17 protein-coding genes are annotated in these 18,497 nt (G+C 70.2%); 9 read left to right on the top strand and 8 right to left on the bottom strand.

Going from position 1 to position 18,497, the window contains the following annotated elements:
- Window positions 1–59: 59 nt before the first annotated feature.
- On the bottom strand, window positions 60–458 hold the full coding sequence (locus tag AC5Y43_RS16280) for a hypothetical protein (protein WP_499974103.1): 399 nt from the start codon (window positions 456–458) through the stop codon (window positions 60–62).
- A 190-nt stretch (window positions 459–648) separates the two neighbouring features.
- Between AC5Y43_RS16280 and AC5Y43_RS16285 the strand changes: the two genes are divergently transcribed.
- Window positions 649–1,362: a helix-turn-helix transcriptional regulator gene (locus AC5Y43_RS16285; RefSeq protein WP_499974105.1), complete on the top strand. Its 714-nt coding sequence runs from the start codon at window positions 649–651 to the stop codon at window positions 1,360–1,362.
- Here the strand turns inward: AC5Y43_RS16285 and AC5Y43_RS16290 are convergent.
- The gene (locus AC5Y43_RS16290; protein ID WP_499974106.1) at window positions 1,359–1,574 is read right to left on the bottom strand and encodes a hypervirulence associated TUDOR domain-containing protein; all 216 of its coding nucleotides are present in this window, start codon (window positions 1,572–1,574) and stop codon (window positions 1,359–1,361) included. The genes AC5Y43_RS16285 and AC5Y43_RS16290 overlap by 4 nt on opposite strands.
- 121 nt (window positions 1,575–1,695) lie before the next feature.
- Between AC5Y43_RS16290 and AC5Y43_RS16295 the strand changes: the two genes are divergently transcribed.
- Both AC5Y43_RS16295 and AC5Y43_RS16300 read left to right on the top strand, forming a co-directional pair.
- Complete coding sequence (locus tag AC5Y43_RS16295) at window positions 1,696–2,598, top strand: LysR family transcriptional regulator (protein ID WP_499974107.1); 903 nt, start codon at window positions 1,696–1,698, stop codon at window positions 2,596–2,598.
- Window positions 2,599–2,688: 90 nt separating this feature from the next.
- The gene (locus tag AC5Y43_RS16300) at window positions 2,689–3,843 is read left to right on the top strand and encodes an NAD-dependent formate dehydrogenase (RefSeq protein ID WP_499974109.1); all 1,155 of its coding nucleotides are present in this window, start codon (window positions 2,689–2,691) and stop codon (window positions 3,841–3,843) included.
- A gap of 9 nt (window positions 3,844–3,852) precedes the next feature.
- Here AC5Y43_RS16300 and AC5Y43_RS16305 read toward each other — a convergent pair whose 3' ends face one another.
- Window positions 3,853–4,641 carry a hypothetical protein gene (locus AC5Y43_RS16305; protein WP_499974111.1) on the bottom strand — a complete coding sequence of 263 codons (789 nt, stop codon included), beginning with the start codon at window positions 4,639–4,641 and terminating at the stop codon, window positions 3,853–3,855.
- Window positions 4,638–5,069: a hypothetical protein gene (locus AC5Y43_RS16310; RefSeq protein WP_499974113.1), complete on the bottom strand. Its 432-nt coding sequence runs from the start codon at window positions 5,067–5,069 to the stop codon at window positions 4,638–4,640. Before AC5Y43_RS16310 ends, AC5Y43_RS16305 begins: the two co-directional genes overlap by 4 nt.
- Before the next feature lie 66 nt (window positions 5,070–5,135).
- Here AC5Y43_RS16310 and AC5Y43_RS16315 point away from each other — a divergent pair, with 66 nt between their 5' ends.
- Genes AC5Y43_RS16315 through AC5Y43_RS16335 form a run of 5 tightly spaced genes read left to right on the top strand, consistent with a single transcriptional unit; the run spans window position 5,136 to window position 11,023 of the window.
- Entirely contained in the window at window positions 5,136–5,642 is a 507-nt protein-coding gene (locus AC5Y43_RS16315; RefSeq protein ID WP_499974114.1) for a hypothetical protein, read from the top strand.
- A complete protein-coding gene (locus AC5Y43_RS16320) occupies window positions 5,639–5,947 on the top strand; it encodes a PE family protein (protein ID WP_499974116.1) in 309 nt (102 codons plus the stop codon). Before AC5Y43_RS16315 ends, AC5Y43_RS16320 begins: the two co-directional genes overlap by 4 nt.
- A gap of 20 nt (window positions 5,948–5,967) precedes the next feature.
- On the top strand, window positions 5,968–7,443 hold the full coding sequence (locus AC5Y43_RS16325; protein WP_499974539.1) for a PPE family protein: 1,476 nt from the start codon (window positions 5,968–5,970) through the stop codon (window positions 7,441–7,443).
- A 52-nt stretch (window positions 7,444–7,495) separates the two neighbouring features.
- Window positions 7,496–9,457: a PPE family protein gene (locus AC5Y43_RS16330; protein ID WP_499974117.1), complete on the top strand. Its 1,962-nt coding sequence runs from the start codon at window positions 7,496–7,498 to the stop codon at window positions 9,455–9,457.
- A 39-nt stretch (window positions 9,458–9,496) separates the two neighbouring features.
- Complete coding sequence (locus AC5Y43_RS16335; RefSeq protein ID WP_499974119.1) at window positions 9,497–11,023, top strand: HNH endonuclease signature motif containing protein; 1,527 nt, start codon at window positions 9,497–9,499, stop codon at window positions 11,021–11,023.
- Between the two features lie 9 nt (window positions 11,024–11,032).
- On the opposite strand, the gene AC5Y43_RS16340 is transcribed toward AC5Y43_RS16335, so the two are convergent.
- The 4 genes from AC5Y43_RS16340 to AC5Y43_RS16355 all read right to left on the bottom strand — a co-directional run bounded on the left by AC5Y43_RS16340 (window position 11,033) and on the right by AC5Y43_RS16355 (window position 17,248).
- Window positions 11,033–11,242 (bottom strand): excalibur calcium-binding domain-containing protein, encoded by a 210-nt coding sequence (locus AC5Y43_RS16340; RefSeq protein WP_499974120.1) that lies wholly within the window; start codon window positions 11,240–11,242, stop codon window positions 11,033–11,035.
- An 89-nt stretch (window positions 11,243–11,331) separates the two neighbouring features.
- Entirely contained in the window at window positions 11,332–12,774 is a 1,443-nt protein-coding gene (locus tag AC5Y43_RS16345; RefSeq protein WP_499974122.1) for a lipase maturation factor family protein, read from the bottom strand.
- Window positions 12,775–12,858: 84 nt separating this feature from the next.
- Entirely contained in the window at window positions 12,859–17,022 is a 4,164-nt protein-coding gene (locus AC5Y43_RS16350; protein WP_499974540.1) for an alpha-(1->3)-arabinofuranosyltransferase domain-containing protein, read from the bottom strand.
- 52 nt (window positions 17,023–17,074) lie between these two features.
- Window positions 17,075–17,248, bottom strand: coding sequence for a DUF2613 domain-containing protein (locus AC5Y43_RS16355; protein ID WP_007769006.1), 174 nt, complete (start codon window positions 17,246–17,248; stop codon window positions 17,075–17,077).
- An 85-nt stretch (window positions 17,249–17,333) separates the two neighbouring features.
- Between AC5Y43_RS16355 and AC5Y43_RS16360 the strand changes: the two genes are divergently transcribed.
- Window positions 17,334–18,485, top strand: coding sequence for a glycoside hydrolase family 3 N-terminal domain-containing protein (locus AC5Y43_RS16360; protein ID WP_499974125.1), 1,152 nt, complete (start codon window positions 17,334–17,336; stop codon window positions 18,483–18,485).
- Window positions 18,486–18,497: the final 12 nt, after the last annotated feature.

Raw genomic sequence — 18,497 nt, forward strand, 5'->3', positions numbered from 1 at the left:
TGACGATCGGTCGGATCGTGGTGTGTGTCTCCCATGGCGCCCTTTCGACGGTCGATTCCCTAGTAGAGGTTGACGACCCGCGCCGGCGATTGGTATCGCGGTACGTAGACGTCGAACAAGAGGATCGTGCCGATCGTGGTCACGAGCCACACCATGACCGTCGCGGCGAGCCAGGACGCGGCCCCGTGAATGCTGAGGCCGTGCGTCGATACCGAGGCAAGGCTCATTGCGACGAGGGTCAGGATCAGAGCGGTGCTTCCCAGCAGGAGCGACGCGTAGCCGTCAGGTAATTTCAAGAGCTTCAGTGACAGCGTTGTCTGCACTATCGAATAAAACACCACGGCGACAATGAGGCCCGACACCGACAATGCAACGTGGGGAACGGTCTTCGCCGCCAACGTCAGCCCGATCGCCCATGTTGCCGACCGCGCGGCGGTTCGCAGCACGAAGTGGTTCACGACGCCGACGGCTTCACTGCGGCGACATCGCATCGCGGCCGGCGATGCGCGCGCGTAGCCTGATCGTCGAACCGTTCACTGAGGGAGGCGCTGGGTTGAAAGATGACCACGACTGCTCCTGAAACTAACGGATAAGTCATTATACTTTAGAAATTATTGGCGGTAACGTCAAGGCTCTTGTGAACGAGAAATGGGCGCGATGAACCAGCTGCGACGCGATGCCGCCGGGATCGGCGCCCTCGCCGACCCGGTGCGCTACGAGCTGTACCAGTTCGTGTGTTCGCAACCGGAACCGGTGAGCCGTGATCAGGCAGCCGACGAGGTGGGAATCGCCCGGCACCAGGCCAAGTTTCACCTGGACCGGTTGGCGGCTGAGGGCTTGCTGGAATGTGACTACGCCCGGTTGACCGGCCGGTCAGGCCCGGGGGCGGGACGCCCGTCGAAACTCTATCGGCGAGTCCGTCGCGACATCGCGGTGAGTTTGCCGCAGCGTCAATACGAGTTGGCCGGGCGGCTGATGGGTCAAGCCATCGCCGAGTCCCAGCGCAGCGGTGCGCCCGTAGTAAAACTGTTGCACCGCATCGCCCACGACTACGGCCGGGGCATCGCGGACGCCGCGCTGAGCGCGGCCCGGCGGCCCCCGTCCGACGCGCGGACAGCGCTCAAGGTGGTAGCGCGGATGCTGCGGGAGTACGGCTATGAACCTCGTCATGGCGACGACGGGGTGTATGTGGTCAACTGTCCCTTCCATGCGCTGGCTCAGGAAGAGACCGAATTGGCCTGCGGCATGAATCATGCGCTCGTCAGCGGGATGGTCGACGCGTTGCCCCCACATTGCCTACATGCCCGGCTGCAGCCGACAGCGGGGCGGTGTTGCGTCGTGGTCGCGCCGAGTCCCGACTAGCTGTCGATCTTCTCCAGGGCGTCGCCCTTGTGCATCGCGACGTGGTCGGTCTTGTCGCTTCTGATCTCGTATTGCGGGTCGTCTTTCGTGCAATGCCGTAGGTGGCCTTTGTACTCGGTGTCACTGGTGTGCTTCTTGACGATCACCCCGCTGACGTGACCCGCTTCCGAATTCCACCTGACGTGGTCTCCGACCTCGAAATGTTTCGGCACCGGGCGCCTCCTTCGCGTGCGTTGTACGTCGTTTCATCAATCATGGCGCGGAATCGTCAAAGGTCGTCGGTCGCCGAAGTGGGTAGCCGCGAGTAGGCGCCGACGTGGTCGAATTGAACCCATGCAGTTCCGGCAGCTCGAGTACTTCGTGGCGCTGGCCCGGGAGCGCCACTTCGCCCGCGCCGCGAGCGCCTGTTACGTCTCCCAGCCGGCGCTGTCGGAGTCCATCCGCAAGCTCGAACACGAGCTGAAGGTGCCGCTGGTACGGCGCGGCAAGAAATTCGAGGGCCTGACCCCCGAGGGCGAGCGGCTGGTGCACTGGGCGCGGCGCATCCTGGCCGACCACGACGCGCTCATCCACGAAGTCAGCGCGCTGCAGACCGGCCTCACCGGCGAGCTGCGGCTGGGGGTGGTTCCGGCCGCCGCCACCACCGTTGCGTTGCTTACGGATCCGTTTTGTGCCGCGCACCCGTTGGTGCGCGTTCAGCTGGAGACGAACCTGCGGTCGGCCGAGATCGTCGAACGCATCGGACAATTCGAGTTGGATGCGGGCATCCTCTATCCGGATCGACAGGACACCCGCGACCTGCTGGTCACCCCGCTGTACCAAGAGCATCAGGTGCTCATCGCCGGCGTTGAGCTGCTCGCCGGCAAATCGGACATCATGAGTTGGCCGGAGGCGCTGGGATTGCCGCTGTGTCTGCTGACCGAGGGAATGCGCGGCCGCCAGGTCATCGATGACGCGCTGCTCACCCAAGGCCTCGCGGTGCAACCACAACTCGAAACCGACTCCATTGCAACGCTTTTAGCGCATGTGGGAGCGGGCCGATGGGCCAGCATCGTCCCCCAGACCTGGATTCGCGCCCTCGGGGTGCCGGCCGGGGTCGCCGTGCTGCGGCTGCACGAGCCGACCGTCACCGCGACGATGGCGCTCGTCACCACCGCGGCGGAGCCCGGATCGGTGATTGCCCGCGCGCTGGTGCAGGCCGCCCGCGACGCCGCTGACCGCCTCGACCAGGCGTGATCGGCCCGGCCTATCGCCCGGTCGGATTTGCGTCTTGGACGCCGGCCGTGCGGTCCGTCAACACTGAAGCAGTCCAACGAGGAGGAACCAATGGCCAAGTGCGTGATGGTGCTCTACCCGGACCCGGTCGACGGGTACCCGCCGGCGTACGCCCGTGACAACGTCCCGACGATCCACAACTATCCCGACGGAAGTACCGTCCCCAGCCCGTCGGGCATCGACTTCACTCCCGGTGAACTGCTCGGCTGTGTCTCGGGTGCGCTGGGGCTGCGGAAGTTTCTCACGCACGGTGGACACGAGCTGGTGGTGACCGCGGACAAAGACGGCCCCGACTCGGAGTTCGAACGCGAGCTGCCCGACGCCGATATCGTCATCTCCCAGCCCTTTTGGCCGGCATACCTCACCAAGGAGCGCATCGCCAAGGCGCCCAAACTCAAACTGGCGCTGACGGCGGGCATCGGCTCGGATCACGTGGATCTCGACGCGGCCAAGCAGCGCGGCATCACGGTCGCCGAGGTGACCTACAGCAACAGCATCAGCGTCGCCGAGCACGCGGTGATGCAGATCCTCGCGCTGGTCCGCAATTTCGTCCCGTCGCACCGGTGGGCCGCCGGAGGCGGATGGAACATCGCCGATTGCGCGGAGCGCGCCTACGACCTGGAGGGCATGGACGTCGGGGTGATCGCCGCGGGCCGGATCGGCCGCGCGGTCTTGCGTCGCCTCGCGCCGTTCGACGTCAACCTCCACTACACCGACACGCGTCGGCTGTCGCCGGAGGTCGAAAAGGCGTTGAACGTCACTTTCCATCCCGACGTCGAGTCGCTGGTGCGCGCGGTCGACGTGGTGTCCGTCCACTCGCCGCTGTACGACGCGACGCGGCGGATGTTCGACGAGAGGCTGCTGAGCACGATGCGGCGCGGCTCCTACATCGTCAACACCGCCCGCGCCGAAGAAACCGTCCCCGACGCCATCGCGGCCGCGCTCCGCAGTGGTCAGCTCGCGGGCTACGCCGGTGACGTGTGGTACCCGCAGCCGCCTCCCGCCGATCACCCGTGGCGGACCATGCCCAACAACGCGATGACTCCGCACGTTTCGGGCACCACGCTGTCGGCCCAGGCCCGCTACGCCGCCGGTACCCGCGAAATCCTGGAATGCTGGTTCGCCGGCACGCCGATTCGCCCGGAGTACCTCATCGTCGAGGGCGGAAAGCTCGCCGGCACCGGAGCGCTGTCCTACCAGAAGTAGTCCCCGCGCTCAGTGCTGCTTGACGATCCACCGCGGCGCCGTGCGCCACACGCGCCGGCCGTCCGGGCCGTCGGCGGGTGGATCCAGCAGCAACACGGAGCGGCCGTCGAGCAACACGGGGTGCACCCAGTCGCCCAGCTCGATGGGCTCGCCCGCGGCCGGCCGGCGGTACTCGCCGTCGCGGGCGTGATCGAGCGGGATCAGCCCACGCAACTCGTCCAGGGTGGCCTCGTCCGGCAGCTCATACAGGCCCGGCAGCGTGATGAACAGGCCGTCGTTGCCCGACAGGTGCAGGCCGACGGCGGCCAGGGCGCCCAGCACCCCGTCCTCGGTGCCGCCGTGGCCGGACAGGTGTATGCCGAGCGATGCCGCGAGTTCCCGGGCTTCGTTGGTGCGCAACACCTCTCGCTTGGCGCGGCGACCGAAATCCGTCAGCGCCGGCACCGCGCCGTCCAGGTCACCCGGGATCGCGACGACGAGGCCAGGGTCGGCATCGGGCGGGCAGACGCGCTCGAGGAACCGCGCGGACAGCTCGGTGACCTGGGCCAGCACGGCGTGCGGGTTTCCGCCGGCGCTGCGCCAGGCCAGGCACGCGCTGGAATTGTGCGAGGTGTAGGGGATGCGGTCGTCGACGAGCAACTGGTGGCGGGTGGCCCCGGCCGGGGCGCCCAGGCCGGCGTCGGCGAGCTCGACCAGCAGTGCCCGCGCGCGGCGGCCCGTTCCGGGGCTGCGCAGGTCGTCGGTATCGTCGATGCCGATCAGCAGGTCCACCCCGGCCAGCGCCCGTTGTTCGGTCATGGGTTGACCACCAGCGTCGTGACGTCGCGCACCCAGCGGTCGCGGCCGAGTTGGGTTCCGGTGAGCTTGAGCGTGTTTCGCTTGGTCACGTTCAGGATGACCTGGTCGGTGAGCTCGGCGGCGGTCAGCGTCTGCGCCGGGTCCCGGCCCTCCACGCGCACCCGGTCGACGCCGGCGGCGTGGGCGGATTGCAGGACCGAGCGCACGGTCGGCCCCCGCTGGACCTGTGCGCCGTGCGACTCCGGTGTGGCGATCTGCACCTGCGGGAGGTCGCGCAATTGCGCGAGCGTGAAGCGGTCGAGGTCCCGTTCGCCCTGCCGCACGACGAGCGGCCCCGCGCCATCGGTGCCCGGCCCCGCGCACGACGTGACCCCACCGCTCAGCACCACCGAGGCCACGAGCGCGACGGACAAGCGACTGGACCGCATGTACACAAATTAGTGCAGGTAAATCGCCGTATACAAGGACCGAAATGGAGTAAGGTTCCGCAGGTGATGTCTACACTCAGCGCCCGTCCAACGACCAGTGTTTTCGCTCGTGAGGCCGCTTTTCCGGCGCTGGCCCTGCTCGCGATCGTGGCCTACGCGGACGTCCGCATCCCGCTGGGATTGCCCGGGCACCGGGGGCTGATCTGGCTGAGCCTGTTGGTGGCGGTCGTGTTGACGACGCACCGGCGCGCGACGGTGATTGCGGTCGGGGCGGCGTCGACGGTCGCGGCCGTCGCGATGCATTTCCCGGGCGGGGCGGGGGGCAGCGTGCGCTACGTGGCCGCCGCCGTCCTGTTGTACGCGGTGGCCGCCACACCCGTGGCGCGGGCGCGGCGGTGGCCGGTGGTGCTCGCGGCCGCGCCGATTCATCTGGTCGCCCTGTTCGATTCGGGAGTGGTCTCCGTTGGTGCGCTGCTGGGGGAGAAGGCGTTGTTCCACTTGGGTTTTGGGATGGCCGCGGGGCTGCTGGGCTGGGCGATCGCATGCGGCACGACCAGGGGGCGACTGTCATGACTTTGCGCGTCGTGCCCGAGGGCTTGGCGGCGACCAGCGCGGCGGTCGAGGCGATCACCGCCCGCCTGGCGGCGGCGCACGCGGCGGCTGCCCCGGTGATCTGCGCGGTGCCCCCACCCGGGTCCGACCCGGTCTCGGTGCAGGCGGCGCTGGAATTCAGCGCGTCCGGCGGGCAACACGCGACGGCGGCGGCCCGCGGCGTCGAGGTGCTGGGACGAGCGGGCGTCGGCGTCGAAGCGGCCGGTGACAACTACGCCGTCGGCGACGCGGCCGCCGCCTCGACCTTCCCGGTCGTGGACGGCTGATCGTGCTCGCGCCGGTCTGGATGGCGTTCCCGCCGGAGGTGCATTCGGCGTTGCTGAGCTCGGGCCCGGGGCCGGGCCCGATGCTGGCCGCCGCGCAGACCTGGACCGGGCTGAGCGTCGAATACCATTCCGCCGCAACCGAACTCGGGGCGGTGCTCGCCCAGGCGGAGCAGGTGTGGGAGGGCCCGACCGCGGCGGCCTACGTCGCCGCCCACGGGCCGTATCTCGACTGGCTGGCGCTGGCCGGCATCGTCAGCACCGAGGCGGCCGCGCGGCACGAGGTCGTGGCCGGGGCGTACACGGCCGCGCTGGCCGCGATGCCGACCCTGGCCGAGCTGGCCGCCAACCACGCGATCCATGGCGTGCTGGTGGCGACGAATTTCTTTGGCGTCAACACCATCCCGATCGCGCTCAACGAGGCCGACTACGCGCGGATGTGGACCCAGGCCGCCACCACGATGAGCACCTACCAGGCCACCACCGAAGCCGCGGCGGCTACCGGCAAAGGCGGCGGTGGCGGTGGCGGTGGCGGCGGCGGCGGTGGTGGCGGCGGTGGGTTCCAGTTGCCGACGCCCGCCGAAATCTGGGCGATGATCTTCGGCGCCGACGGCGAGCGGTTCCCGGGCCAGGGCCAACCCAATTGGAGCCCCCTGGAATATCTGCAGAACCTGCCCAACTTCGTCAGCGGCAACGAGCAAGCCCTGACCTATCTGCAGACCAACCTCCCGCAGCTGCTGACGAATCCCGCGCAGCTTCCCGCCCTACTCTCGTATTTCGTTGCGTGGCAAACCTTCCGGGCCGTGAACTGGACGCTGCGCACGCTGCGTTTCATCGTTCAGATCGCCCCGCTGCTGCTGCCGGCCGTCCTCAATCTCGCCGCGGGCAGCCTGGGTGGTCTGGCCGGCCTGTCGGGACTGGCCGCAGTGGGCCAGCCCGTCGCGCCCGCCCCGGTGGCGCCCGTCCCGGTCGCGTCACCGCAGGTGCCCGCGGTCGCGTTCCTGGCCGCGCCCGCCCTGGCGCCCGGGTCCGCACCGTTGCCGGCGCCCTCGCCCGCCCCCACCGCCCCGGCCCCGGCCCCGGCGCCCGCCGCACCGGTGCAGGCGGGCGCGGTCGAGGGCTTCGCGTACCTCGTCGGTGGCCCCGGGCCCGGCTTCGGACCTACGCTCGGTGCCCGCATCCGCGCCGGGGAACCGGCCTCGGATACCGCCGCGACGGGGGCGGCCGGGGCCACGGCGGCGCGCCGGGAACAGGCGCGGGTCGTCCGGCGCCGGCAGGCGATCGTCGACCGTGGCTACCGCTACGAGTACCTCGAGGCCGATGACGAATCCGAGGCGGAGCGCTGCCTGCCGTCCGAACACGGCGGGGGCGCAATGGGTTTCGCCGGGACCGTGCGGCAGGCGGGCACGCAGCCGGCGGGCCTGACCAGGATGGTCGGCGACGCGTTCGGTGGGGGCCCGCCGCTACCGATGGTGCCAGGAACATGGACCGACGAATAGCGATCCCCAAGGCGGCCGGCGGGGCCGCCTTCGTATGTGAAGGGTTGTGGTAGTGAACTTCTCGGTATGGGCGCCGGAGATCAATTCGGCCTTGATGCACGCGGGCGCGGGCCCGGAACCGATGGCGGCCGCGGCGGTGGCCTGGGACGGGCTGGCCGCTGAACTGGACTCCGCGGCAGCGTCATTCGGGTCGGTGACCTCGGGACTAATCGGGCAGGCCTGGCAGGGCGCCGCGGCCGGGGCAATGGCGAATGCGGCGGCCCCGTATACGGCGTGGCTGGGTGCCGCCGCCGCGCGCGCCGGGACCGCGGCCGCATCCGCGCGCACCATGACGGCCACCTATGAGGCCGCGTTTGCCGCGACCGTTCACCCGATGCTGGTATCGGCCAACCGGTCTCAGCTGGTATCGCTGGTGGTGTCGAATCTCTTCGGGCAGAACGCGCCGGCGATCGCGGCCATGGAGTCCGAGTACGAGGCGATGTGGGCCCAGGACGTGACGGCGATGGTGGACTACCACGCCGGCGCGTCGGCGGTGGCCGCGCAGCTGTCGTCGTGGCAGCAACTGCCGGCCGCGGCCGCCCAGGCGCTGGGCATCAACCTCGGCATCGGCAACAACGGCAGCCTCAACCTCGGCTCCGGAAACCACGGCGATTCCAATGTGGGCGCCGGCAACACCGGCAACAGCAACCTGGGATCGGGCAACCACGGCGACACCAACCTCGGCAGCGGCAACACCGGCGCGACCAACGTCGGCTCGGGCAACACCGGCACCCAAAACCTCGGCTCGGGAAACACCGGCAACCAGAACCTGGGGTCGGGCAACACCGGGAACCTCAACGTCGGATCGGGCAACGCCGGCAACATGAACCTCGGCAGCGGCAACACCGGCGCCTCCAACGTCGGCTCCGGGAACACCGGGAGCGGCAACCTCGGCAGCGGCAACCTCGGCAGCGGGAACTCCGGCGGCGGCAACGTCGGCAACGGGAACGTCGGTGGCGGCAACACCGGCAACAACAACGTCGGATTCGGGCTCACCGGCGACAACAGGGTTGGCGTCGGCGATTTCTACTTCGACAGGACCACCGGCCAGTTCCACGTGGGCGGGCTGAACTCGGGCACCGGGAACATCGGCTTCGGGAACTCGGGCACCAACAACATCGGGTTCTTCAACTCCGGCGCCGGCAACGTGGGCTTCGGCAACTCCGGCATCGGCAACTTCGGCTTCGCGAACTCGGGCCATACCAACACCGGTGCCTTCAACTCAGGAAGCGTCAACACCGGCCTCGCCAACTCCAGCGCCCTGAACATGGGCATGTTCAACTCCGGCGCCGGCAGCAACTTCGGCTTCTTCAACTCGGGCCTCGGGCACAACGCGGGCAGCTTCAACTCCGGCTCCGGCCATAACTCGGGTGATTTCAACTCCGGGGCCGGATTCAACTTCGGCAGTTACAACTCCGGCGCCGGGTTCGGCGGCAACACGGGGTTTTTCAACTCGGGCAACGTCAACACGGGCGTCGGTAACTCCGGCGATACCAACACGGGCGCCTTCAACGCGGGCAACGTCAACACCGGGTTCGGCAGCGCGACCAACGTCAACGCCGTCAACTCCGGCTACGGGAACACCGGCTCGAGCAGCTCGGGCTTCTACAACGCCAGCAACGGCGGCCACACCTCCGGTGCCTTCAACAATGTGAGCGGCGGGGGCGGCGGGGGCGGCGGAGGTGGCGGAGGCGGTGGTGGCGGCGGTGCCAACGGTGTCACGGCGGGCTTCTATAACACCAGCGGTAAGGGCGGCAACGTCGGCATCGCGAACACCGGCATGGGAAACGTCGGCTATCTGAACTACGGCTTCCAGAACATCGGCTTCGGCAATTCCGGCGGTAACGCCACTGGTGACGGCAGCAGCGTCGGGTTCAACAACTCCGGTTTCCTGGCGTCGGGCATCTCGAACGAGGGCTCCTCGAACTCGGGCGGATTCCATAAAGGCACTGGTCAAGCGGGCTTCTTCACCTGACAAGGGCGTTTGTCGGCGGGCTGTGGCATACTCGAACGTATGTTCGATGGATGCGGTGCCGGTTCGCCCGCTGAGGTGATCGCGCGCTTCGACGAGGAGTTTGAGCGTCGCTATCCGTCGAAGACAGTGGAGTCGGCGGCGTTGGTCAACCGGATCGCGGCGGCGTCGCGGGCGGAGAATCGGGAGGCCGCGGCGCAGCTGGTGGCGATCGGGGAGTTGTTTCGGTACCGGCTCTCGCGCTGTGCGGAGGACGAGGATTGGGCGATCGACACGATGGAGGCCGTCGCCGCGGAAGTGGGGGCGGCGTTGCGGATCAGCCAGGGTCTGGCGTCGAGTCGGTTGCGCTATGCGCGGGCGATGCGTGAGCGTCTGCCGCGGGTGGCTGATGTGTTTCGCGCCGGCGATATCGATTTGCGGTTGTTTCAGACGGTGGTGTATCGCACCGATTTGATCGTGGATCCCGATGTGCTGGCCACCGTGGACAAACAACTCGCCGCGAATGTGGCGCGCTGGCCGTCGATGACCCGGGGCCGGCTGGCCGGGCAGGTGGACAAGATCGTGGCCACCGCGGATCGCGATGCGGTGCGCCGGCGCGAAAAGCATCAGCGCGATCGCGAGGTGTGGATCGGTGATGTCGGTGAGGGTTTGGCCGACATCAGCGGCACCGTGTTCGGCGTGGATGCCCACGCCCTGGACCAGCGCCTGGACGCGTTGGCGGCCACGGTGTGCGGCCATGATCCGCGCACCCGCGAGCAGCGCCGCGCCGACGCGCTGGGCGCGCTGGCCGCCGGCGCCGATCGGCTCGGCTGCCGCTGCGCGCGCACCGAGTGCACCGCCGGCGCCCGCCGCGCGGCCGGGCCGGTGGCCATCCACGTGATCGCCGACCCGGCCACCATCGAGGGCACCGGTGACACCCCGGGATCGGAGTGGGGTGCTGATGGGTTGATCCCGCCGGAGGTGGTGGCCGAGTTGGCCAAGTCGGCCACGCTGATGCCGCTGTTTCACCCGTGCGACGCCCCGCCGGAGAACGGGTATGCGCCGTCGAAGGCGTTGGCCGATTTCGTGCGGTGCCGGGATCTGACGTGCCGCTTTCCCGGCTGCGATGCGCCCGCGGCGAAGTGCGAGCTGGACCATACGATCCCCTACGCCCAGGGCGGGCCCACCCATGCCGCCAACCTCAAGTGCTACTGCACGCTGCATCACTTGATCAAAACGTTCCTGGGCTGGAGTGAAAAGCAGCTGGCCGATGGGACGCTGATCCTGACCGCCCCGTCCGGGCACACCTATGTCACCACCCCGGGCAGCGCGCTGCTGTTCCCGAGTCTGTGTCGCGCCGTCGGGGGCATGCCCGCCCCCGAAGCCGACACCGAGCCCCAGGATTACTGCGGGCAGCGCACCGCGATGATGCCGCGGCGCCGGCGCACCCGCGCCCAAGACCGCGCCACCCGGGTGGCCACCGAACGCCACCACAACCGCGAGGCCCGCCTGGCCCGCCGGGTCGCCTGGCCCAGCTACTTTGATCCCGTCCCACCCGGCACCGACGACGACGAGCCGCCGCCCTTCTAGGGCCCGGCGCTACCCTTCGCAGGCAATCCCGTCATTGTCGCGGTCCAGCTTCGGCCGGTAGGCCGAATCTCCCCTGGGGATGTTGTATCGGCCGTCCTGATGGGCCTGGGTGCAGTTGGCGTATGGCGGTCCGGCCTGGGCTGCGGGCGCGACAAGAACCCCGATGCCGACGATCCCGGCAACTGCACCCACTGCGGCCAAACTGTAACGAAAACCCATCGGCTTCAAACCTTTCCGTCAACGATGCTGTGCAGCATAGGAAAGGCGCCGGCGCCCGGCGGGACCAAATCTCGTACCTCATATGAGGCTCACAGGAAGCCCCGTGAGGCGGGCACGTCGCTCTGCCACATGGGGAACACGTACCCACCCACCAGGTCGCGATGCCACCAGGCGTGGTCGCGCCGCAACTCGGCAAAAGTGGTGAACCGGTACTCGTAGAGCTGCGCGCGCACGTACTGCGGCGGCGAATCCGGGAAGGGATTGTGCCGCAACAGGCGCAGGGTCGCGCGATCGTTGCGCAGCAGCCGCTGCATGAACGGCTTCAGCCACGGCTGCGCGTAGCCGGGCGAGATCGCCGCGAACCACATCAGCCAGTCCAGGCGCAGATGATAGGGCGCCCACTGCCGCGGCAGCCGGCGCAGATCACCGGGCTTGCCCCTGAATTCGTATTCCTTCCAGACGGTTTCGCGAGTGAGGCGCTCCTCGGCGGTGCCCTCGATCACCACCTCGCGGCGCACGCGGCCGATGCTGCCGAACGCGCCGTAGGTGTTCACCAGGTGAAAGGGGTTGAACGACATGTTCATTCGCTGGCGCGGCGAGAGCATGTTGCGCACCGGCCAGTAGGTCATGACCAACACCGCGGCGGCGAACGCGATGAGCAGCCCGGCGAACCACGGTGGCGGCCCCGACCACACCGGATGCGCGGATACGAAAGACAGCGCGGAGTCGTCGATGGCGCTGAACGCCAGCAGAATCGTCACCCAGTTGAGCCAGGCGAAATTGCCCGACGCCACCAGCCATAGCTGGGTCACCGCGACAATGGCCCCGGCCACGCTGGCCACCGGCTGCGGCGCGAACAACCCGAACGGCACGACCAGTTGGGCGAAATGGTTGCCCGCCACCTCGACGCGGTGCAGCGGCTTGGGCAGGTGATGGAAGAACCAGCTGAACGGCCCGGGCATGGGCTGGGTCTCGTGGTGGTAGTACAGGCACGTCAGGTCGCGCCAGCACGGATCGCCGCGCATCTTGATCAGCCCGGCGCCGAACTCGACCCGGAACAGCAACAACCGCGCCATCCACAACGTCAGCACCGGCGGCGCCACGTCGTCGTTGCCGAGGAAGACCATCACAAAGCCCGCCTCCAACAGCAGTGACTCCCAGCCGAACCCGTACCACGTCTGCCCGACGTTGACGATCGACAGGTAGAGCACCCACAGCGTCAGCCACATCGCCATCGCGGCCCACAGCGGCACCGCGTCGGCCGCCCCCGCGACGACAGCCGCCGACAGCGCCGCGCCCAGCCAGGACGCACCGGCGAACAGCCGGTCCGAATAGCGCAGTTGAAACAGGCTCGGCGCCCGCCAGAACGACAGCCGCGCCAGATACCGCGGTGCGGGCAGGATCCCGTGCTCCCCGATGAGCGCCCGGAACTGCAGCGCGGCCGCGACGAACGCAAACACATAGATGGCCGCGACGCCACGCTCCAGGACCAGCCTGCCCAGCCAGTATTCCGGTGCCGAAAACCATCCCATGGCCGCAACTCCTCGGGCGGTGGCGATCACACAGCCGTATAGCCAGTCAACCAGCTACAAAACCGGTAGCCAACACCCCGGCCGTCATTCGTCGCGTCGCGCCGCCACCGTCACGACCGAAGAGGCAAGCACCGCAAGCGAAATCAGCGCCAGCAGTTGCACGGTCGCCGAATGCCCGGCGTAGCCGTCGACCGACCGCCAGGGGTGCCGGGACAGCGCCGCCCCGGCCAAAATCAGTCCGCCCGCGCTGGCCGCGACGGTCACCCCATCGCGCCACCCCCGATCCCGCAGCGCATACCGCAACCCCAGGGCGGCGCCGACGACCGCGACGCCCACCACGCCCGCGACGACCGCCCCGGCGGCCAGCACGGCCACCGCCGCCCAGCGCCCCGGCGCCCACGGTCGCGCCGGTGGGTCGCCACCAGCCGCCCGTCGCGTGCGCCACAGCGCAAGCAATGCCAACAGCGGCAGCAGAGCCAGCCCCACGGCCAGGCCCGCCCGGTACTGCGAATTGGAGGCGAAGGTCAGCGTGATGGTCCCCGGATTCCCGGCCGGCACGACCCAGCCCTGCTGCCAGCCGTTGACGGCCACGGGCGTCAGCCGCACCCCGGCACCGGTGCGCGCCACCCAGCCCGGGTTGATGCTTTCGGGGACCACCAGCACCCGGGCGGTCGGCGATGCGGGCGCATGCACTTCGCGGCGGCTCGCGCTCCACGTACCGGCCTGGGCGGCAACGGGATTCGCGTTGGGAACCTGACCGGCAACCGAAGTCGACAGCTGGGTCCCGTCGACGATGAACTGCGCGCCCGGGCTGATCAACAACTCCTGATGGCCCGCCGGCAGCGCGATCGGGTCGGCTTCGCACGGCAGCGCGGCGACGGGCTCGCCGTCCAGCAACGCGCCGACGGTGGTGCGGATGGAGGTGTGCACGAACCGGCCGGCGACCGCGATGACAGGCCCCCGGACATCGCCGTCGCAGCCGACAGTGATCTCGCGCGACCGGTTGCGGCCGGCGTCGGCGGGTGCGACCGGGTTGCCGTCGGCGCCCAGCGCCGCGACCTCGGCCAGCCCCGGCGGCTTGAGCTGGTCGAAGCCCAGGGCGTTGCGGTCGATGATGTCTTCCCAGTCGAGCAGGCTGATGCTGACGGTGTCGGTCACCCGCGACTTGAGCGAAAGCGTTTGTGGCGCACCGGCCTTCACTATCCGGACCTGCGGGCCATCGCCCAGGTTGACGGCCACCACGGTCGGGTGCGCGGGCAACGCCGACCGGCTGGGCACCACGCGCAGCCCGGCGACCTCGGTGGCCCGCGGCAGGGTCAGGGTCAGCGTCGGCGGAGACTTGTGTTGCACGACGCGCTGCGGCGCCGTCCACGCGGTGGCCGGGTCGCCGTCGGTGGCCGCATATGCCGAGCCGAGGATGTCGACCACGTCGGAATCCCCTTGGGCCCGAGTGGTATTCGGCTCGGTGATCAGATCGGCCAGCTTGGGTCCCTGCCGGGGCCGTACCCAAACCGTCGGCGTCACCGACACCGGTGCCGCCACGGTCAGGGTGCGGCTGAAATTGACCGGCTCTTCCGGCGCCAGCGCCATCGACCCCGCGCAGTGCACGGTGTCCGGCCCCGGCGCGCAGCCCGGCCTGCCGAGCAGCTCCGATCCCAGATCCCAGGCCGCGACCGTCGAGCCCGGCGGCGGGCCGGGCACGTCCACGGTGTGGCGCAGGTTGACCGGGTGGGCGAACCCGGACGCGTCGTACTGGGTGATCGACAGGTCGGTGATGCCGAACTGCACGCCGGGCGACCCGTCGTCGGTGCCGGCGGCGGTGATCCGCACCCACGGGGCCTCGCCGTAGGGCAGCGCCACCGCGAGCGGCTTGCCCGGTTCGTCGAACCGCAGGGTGGTGCTGCCGTTGACCGTCTCGATCAGGATGCGGCGCACCTGGGCGCCGACGGCGGTCGCGCTGGGCGTGATGGTGAGGGCGCCGTTGCTGACCGGGTGGTCGAAATCCACCTGCAGCCACTGCCCGACGGCGGACTGCAGCGCGTTGGACACCCACGCGGTCCCGGAGTCGCCGTCGACCGCGGCGGCCGCCGACGTCGCCGGCGCGACGTCGGGCATCGCGGTGGAGTCCGACGACGAACTCGACACCGTGATCCGGCCGCCGTTCCAGGCGCCGAACACGACGTCGGCGCCCGGCACCGGGTAGTCGGGCACCCGGTTGTAGGTGTGCCGGGCGTCGCCGGGGGCGCGGATCGCCGACGAATGCTGATCGACACGGCCGTAGTCGGTCTCGCGGGCCGCCGGGGTATCGGTGACCGTGACGAGCGGGACGGGCAGCGCGGCGCCCGCGTCCGACGTCAGCAGCACCGGCCCCAGCGCCGGTGCGCCCACCAGCCGTCGCCGCTCGTCGAGGCGCAGCAACACCTCGGGCCCGCCGTCGACCCGGGCCAGCCGGTCGGCGTCGACGAAGTACGGGGCGCCCGGGTCGCCGTCGACGCCGACGCGATAGATCTCCACCGCCGGGTACCGCGGGCGCAGCCCCCCGTCGGCGACGAAACCGGTCAGCGTGCCGGGGCCCACCGGCGCGCCGAACTGCGCCACCTTCCGCAGCCGCGGCGACCCCTCGATCGTGCGGTGAACCAGGATCGGGCGCGCCGACCGGGAGGTCTCGGGATCCAGGTCGTTGCGCAGCACGACATACGAAATTCCTTGGCGGGCAAGGGTATCAGCCAGTCCGACCGACGGCCGGCCCGCGGCGAAGAGCCGCTGCACCGAATCCAGCGCCCGGATCGTTTGTGGCGGGGTCAACGGGATCGAGTCGCGCACCCCCCACGGGCTGCTGCCCAGTACCTGCAGCGGCTCGTCGTGGCTGGTGCCCCACACCTGGGTGGCGAACGGGGCGCCCGGAACCACGAGAACCCTTCCCGCCGTAGGTGTTCCGGTGTTGTGCGCGCTGAGCCAGTCGGCCGTCTCGTGCCAGTACCGGGGGATCGCGCTGAACGCGCCGGGCGGGGCGAGCCGCCCGGTCCACGCCAGCGACGTGCTGACCGCCAGCGCCGCCAGCACCACGACCGTCACCGCGACCCGCCTGTCGCGTTCGGGGTGGGCGAACGCGCGAAGCGTCATCGGCACCCGGCCCAGCAGCGCCGCGATGCCCAGCGCCACCGGGATCCGGATCACCGAGCCGAGCTTGTGCACGTTGCGCACCGGCGCGCCGGCGGCATCCAGGAACGCCTGGACCGCGTGCGCCACCGGCGAGCCCAGCCCGCCGCTGTAACCGGCGGCCATCAACACCACGCCGACCAGCAGCATCGTCACCAGCCGTCCGCGCGCCGGCATCCCGCGCCCGGCCAGCCCGGCCAGCCCGGCGGCCGCGACCAGGCAGGTGCCCAGGACGGCGGCCGAACCGGTCACCAGCGGCGCGCCGGCGGTGGCCGCCGGCGCGACATACGGGGTCCAGGCGTCGGTGCCGCGCAGGATCTCGGTCAGCGACGACCACTGCGTCGTCACGCCGGAGGATTCGATGAAGTCCAAGAAGGGCGGGCTGACGTCGCGCAGGCACACCAGCGCGGCGACCCACCACAGCGTGGCCAGCAGCAGGGCCGGCGCCCACCAGGCGGTGTAGCGCCACCACCGCCGGTTGGGCCGGTGACACGCCCACCAGATCACCGCGGGCAGGCAGCCGGCCAGCGTCGCGATGGCGTTGACGGCGCCCATCAACGCCACCGCCAGCCCCGCCTGCGCGGCCAACACCCGCACGGACCGGTCCGTGGCGGCGCGCAGGGCCAGGATCGTCGGCAACAACACCCACGGCGCCAGCATCATCGGCAGCGTCTCCGACGAGATCGAGCCGAGCGTGGTCAGCACCCGCGGCGCCAGCGCGAATGCCGCCGCGCCGATCACCCGCGACGCCGGGCTGCCGATCCCCAGCGTCTCGGCCACCCGCAACAGCCCCCAAAACCCGACGCCGAGCAGCAACGCCCACCACAGCCGCTGGGTGATCCAGCCCGGGACGCCCAGCGCGTGGCCGACCAGAAAGAAGGTGCCGTGCGGGAACAGGTAGCCGTAGGCCTGGTTCTGCGTCTGCCCGAACGGCAGCTCGCTGTTCCACAGGTTCGTCGCGCGGACCAAAAAGCGCAGCGGGTTGGCGGTGAGGTCGAGTTTGGTGTCGGGGGAGACCTGGCCGGGGGACTGCGCGAACGCCAACGCCAGCGCGACGGCGCCGACCAACCACAACCACCGGCGCGACAGCGGCGCGGCCGGCGAGTGGGCCTGCGTACCGGCCCGGACCCCCGCCGCGCGGCTAGCTACGGTTGCCGTACTCGACCCGGTTGAGCACTGACGACTGCGGATCGCCCCCGGGGAGTGGCGGCTTCGTGTCCTGCTGCACCATCAAGGTGATCCCGAAGATCGCGGCCGCGCCCAGCAGCAGACCAACCACCACGCTCGCGGCGGCGGGCGCAACGATCCGGTTCATCGACGGCTCCTTCCGATCTAGCGCCAACCTAGCAGAACCGCGGCTGCGTCCCCGGCCGTCGTTCGCTCCGTGACAACATGGCCCGATGGCTTTCCCGCGCGCCCTGGCCGTCCTCGCCGCCGTGTCGGCCCTGATCGCCGGCTGCGGGCACCACCCCGCCGCCCCGCCCGAAGCCGCCAAGCCCCCGGCCGGCAAGCCGGCGGCCGCGCCACCGGTGTGCGCCGACCCGGCGGCCGTCCCGGCCAAGCTGTCCCTCCGCGACAAGCTGGCCCAGCTGCTCATGGTCGGGGTCAAAGACGCCGACGACGCCCGGGCCGTCGTCACCACCTCGCACGTCGGCGGCATCTTCATCGGCGGCTGGACGGACCTGTCGATCTTCAAGGGCCCGCTGGCCGACCTCGAGCGCGCCGCCGGCCCGCTGCCGCCGGCGGTCAGCGTCGACGAGGAAGGCGGCCGGGTGTCGCGGCTGAAGTCGCTGATCGGGACGGCCCCGTCGGCCCGGGTGCTGGCGCGCACGCAAACGCCCCAGCAGGTCCACGACCTGGCGGCCGAACGCGGCAAGAAGATGCGCGACCTGGGCATCACCATCGACTTCGCGCCCGTCGTCGACGTCACCGACGCCCCCGCCGACGACGCCATCGGGGACCGTTCGTTCAGCGCGGACCCGCAGACCGTCACCGAATACGCCGGCGCCTACGCGCAGGGCCTGCGCGACGCCGGCGTGCTGCCGGTCCTCAAACACTTCCCCGGCCACGGTCACGGCTCCGGCGACTCGCACACCGGCGGGGTGGTCACGCCCCCGCTGAGCGACCTGCAGCGCGTCGACCTGGTGCCGTACCGGACGCTGGTGACCGCGGCGCCGGTCGCGGTGATGGTGGGTCACCTGCAGGTTCCCAACCTGACCGGTGACGAGCCGGCCAGCCTGAGCCGGGCCGCGGTCCAGCTGCTGCGCACCGGCACCGGCTACGGCGCCCCGCCCTTCAACGGCCCTGTGTTCAGCGACGACGTGTCCAGCATGGCGGCGATCTCGGATCGCTACGGCGTGCCGGAGGCGGTGCTGCGCACGCTGCAGGCCGGCACCGACGTCGCGCTGTGGGTCACCACCGACGAGGTGCCCGCCGTCCTGGACCGGCTGGAGAAGGCGGTCAACGGCGGCGAATTGGCGATGAGCGCGGTCGACGAGTCGGTGGTGCGGGTCGCGGCGATGAAGGGCGTCAATCGCGCATGTGGCCACTAAGGCGCCGCGTCG

The organism is Mycobacterium sp. NGS57, from assembly GCF_059812405.1.

What these genes read in the sequence shown, in the direction of transcription:
- AC5Y43_RS16320 (WP_499974116.1), top strand. Translation starts at nt 5,639, where the DNA reads ATGACTTTGCGCGTCGTGCCCGAGGGCTTGGCGGCGACCAGCGCGGCG.
- AC5Y43_RS16315 (WP_499974114.1), top strand. Translation starts at nt 5,136, where the DNA reads ATGTCTACACTCAGCGCCCGTCCAACGACCAGTGTTTTCGCTCGTGAG.
- AC5Y43_RS16295 (WP_499974107.1), top strand. Translation starts at nt 1,696, where the DNA reads ATGCAGTTCCGGCAGCTCGAGTACTTCGTGGCGCTGGCCCGGGAGCGC.
- AC5Y43_RS16325 (WP_499974539.1), top strand. Translation starts at nt 5,968, where the DNA reads ATGGCGTTCCCGCCGGAGGTGCATTCGGCGTTGCTGAGCTCGGGCCCG.
- AC5Y43_RS16310 (WP_499974113.1), bottom strand. Translation starts at nt 5,069, where the DNA reads ATGCGGTCCAGTCGCTTGTCCGTCGCGCTCGTGGCCTCGGTGGTGCTG.
- AC5Y43_RS16355 (WP_007769006.1), bottom strand. Translation starts at nt 17,248, where the DNA reads ATGAACCGGATCGTTGCGCCCGCCGCCGCGAGCGTGGTGGTTGGTCTG.
- AC5Y43_RS16300 (WP_499974109.1), top strand. Translation starts at nt 2,689, where the DNA reads ATGGCCAAGTGCGTGATGGTGCTCTACCCGGACCCGGTCGACGGGTAC.
- AC5Y43_RS16335 (WP_499974119.1), top strand. Translation starts at nt 9,497, where the DNA reads ATGTTCGATGGATGCGGTGCCGGTTCGCCCGCTGAGGTGATCGCGCGC.
- AC5Y43_RS16345 (WP_499974122.1), bottom strand. Translation starts at nt 12,774, where the DNA reads ATGGGATGGTTTTCGGCACCGGAATACTGGCTGGGCAGGCTGGTCCTG.
- AC5Y43_RS16360 (WP_499974125.1), top strand. Translation starts at nt 17,334, where the DNA reads ATGGCTTTCCCGCGCGCCCTGGCCGTCCTCGCCGCCGTGTCGGCCCTG.
- AC5Y43_RS16340 (WP_499974120.1), bottom strand. Translation starts at nt 11,242, where the DNA reads ATGGGTTTTCGTTACAGTTTGGCCGCAGTGGGTGCAGTTGCCGGGATC.
- AC5Y43_RS16305 (WP_499974111.1), bottom strand. Translation starts at nt 4,641, where the DNA reads ATGACCGAACAACGGGCGCTGGCCGGGGTGGACCTGCTGATCGGCATC.
- AC5Y43_RS16285 (WP_499974105.1), top strand. Translation starts at nt 649, where the DNA reads ATGGGCGCGATGAACCAGCTGCGACGCGATGCCGCCGGGATCGGCGCC.